The sequence below is a fragment of the Janthinobacterium sp. GMG1 genome, from assembly GCF_034427795.1.
Classification (GTDB): domain Bacteria; phylum Pseudomonadota; class Gammaproteobacteria; order Burkholderiales; family Burkholderiaceae_D; genus Janthinobacterium.
This window is the reverse complement of the sequence record NZ_JAXQNT010000027.1, coordinates 1-2230: the sequence shown is the minus strand read 5'-3', so window position 1 is coordinate 2230 and position 2230 is coordinate 1. Positions and strand designations below refer to the sequence as shown.

Annotated in this window: 1 protein-coding gene; it reads right to left on the bottom strand. The window is 47.2% G+C overall.

Annotation, left to right across the window (positions count from 1 at the left end; translation table 11 throughout):
• Positions 1–118: 118 nt before the first annotated feature.
• A complete protein-coding gene (locus SJI03_RS28680; RefSeq protein ID WP_322429438.1) occupies positions 119–1969 on the bottom strand; it encodes a patatin-like phospholipase family protein in 1851 nt (616 codons plus the stop codon).
• Between the last annotated feature and the right edge of the window lie 261 nt (positions 1970–2230).

Sequence of the window (2230 nt, the reverse complement as noted above, 5' to 3'; positions counted from 1 at the left end):
CAATGTTTGCCGTTCAGCCTGTTGCAGTACCAGTAATTTCATCACATCACCCCCCGCGTCGTTGCTTATCAGGCTTTGACAGCAAAAATTGACGAATTACTTAGTTGAGAATAGGCAGCTACTCTTGATAGGAATGGCACGCATCCGCAAGAAATTTTGGGGATTCGATTAGTTTCTTTTTGGCATCGTACAAGAATTGGATACGTGCTTCGTGCGTCATAGTAGGAAGCTGCTGAGGTAAGTCGACATGCGTTGCTTGAGAATTTTTTACTATAGGGATCACATCTCCGGCGATTTGTCCCCGAATATGGCATGCTGCTGGTGGTATTTCTCCTCTGTTTATGATAGGTGTTTCATCACAACTTGCAGAAGCACGAGAATAAAAGTTATGTGTATGTCGTTTCTTAGTCGATACAACGTCTGATAGATGCTGCAAGCAAACGTTATTCGGATGGTTTAATAATGAGGTAAAGGCACGTACATCGGCTGCCTCGTCTGAACTTAGTCCAAATGTGGTAGGGATAGATTGCACTCTTTTGATTAGATCGCGCTTTTCAAGAATGAATTTTCTGTCATCTACTGGCTTTTTTTCACAGCCTGAGCTATCGGGATAAGCGCTGCTGCAATATGTGATGCCTCTTTGCGCGACAACTTCCGGGCTGTCGAAATTCAGATGAACAAAATAGAGCTTCTCTTTGAGCAGGTGATTTATCTCCGTCCAGTTAGCACGCACCCCGCCGCCGCAAACGTCGTCTGGTAGCCCATCTTTCCGGCACAGATCTTCACTGCCCGGAGGCATAAAGACCCTTGACTTGAATTCACTGAGCAACCGCACCCGGTTAGCTGCAAGCAACGCATCAAAACTGGCCAATGCGCTATTGTGGTCAAAAAACCATCCGACTGGCGATTTTTCACGGGCGCGGTCGTCATGGTTTACTCCTTGAATCCCAAATGCATCGACCGCTAGTACGACAATATTCTCGCAGTCGCGAAGAATACGATAATCGTTTTCAAGCAAAATCCGCTTTACCCCCAGTAAGCCTAAATTGTCCGCGTTGCCACCATCAATTAGATGCACGTATCTCGGAATTCCAAGTTCAGCTTCATGCTGGCTTAAACGATAACGCGGCAGAGAAACCGGGGACAAGAGGCCAGGAAACGCGGCAGAAGCTGTGACCGCTTGCGACAGGGAGACGGAATCGAGATCAACCCCAAGCTTGATCATGTCCGGCTGTGCGAATAGAAACAATGAACCGAAGGGCCGCGGATCCGGCCAGCTTGAACTCTGCGTTGTAGCAATCGTAGAAACGATATAAATCGGTGGACGATTTGGATTAAGCGACTGAAAAGTCAGCGGGGTGCCCGTATTGAGAAACACCTCTTTTTCAATGGCGCTCTGAAGTAAATCAGTGCGGGATAAGTCTGAAAATAGATAACTACCTAGTTTTACCGGGTTAAGTAACTGCCCCGCCATTGTGCGGCCCAAGTGTTGTGTCAATACGTTGTCGGTCAAATTTTCGGACCAGATAGGGCGGTCACTTTGCGCTGAACCCGCCTTCGGCTGGTCAGTGCTGACGCCATACAATGCAGCTGCAATGCTACCGCCGGAGACCGAAAAGATTCCATCTATTTTGTCGCTGATTGGATCGCCACCAAGCTTGTCGAGCTCGTGGAGAACGCTTGCGGCAAAATACGCTGCGCGACTACCACCGCCGGATAGCGTTAAAAAAAATGCTGTCCGTTTATTTTGAGGAGTGCACAGTGAAGGCGATGCGAGGTGCATAATCTTCTCCTGCCTATATTTTCGAACGTCATTGACTAAAAGATGATCTTCGGTCACCGCATGTGCACTTGCAGTAATCGGCCTTATATCAGTAGGTATGCTTGAGCATGCTGTTACAGACAGTAATGCAAATATAACTCCGCTAATAATGCAGGGGAGTGAATCGTAGGAGCGAATAGAAGCCATGCATATTCCAAAATGTCGAATATGGCAATAATATCGTTTTTTAACTTACCTGCACAGCTCTATGAGCACACCTGCTGGCGCCGATCGAAACCTGACCCACCTATAGCTGTTGTGCCGACCCAAAATTGACCCAAGTGTTCTACTGCTCCTGCCTACTTATTAAGTAATTCGTCAATTTTTGCTGTCAAAGCCTGATAAGCAACGACGCAGGGGTTGATGTGATGAAATTACTGGTACTGCAACAGGCTGAACAGCAAATTA

Excerpts from the sequence above, each read along its gene's own strand:
- SJI03_RS28680 (WP_322429438.1), bottom strand. The coding sequence starts at position 1,969 with ATGGCTTCTATTCGCTCCTACGATTCACTCCCCTGCATTATTAGCGGA.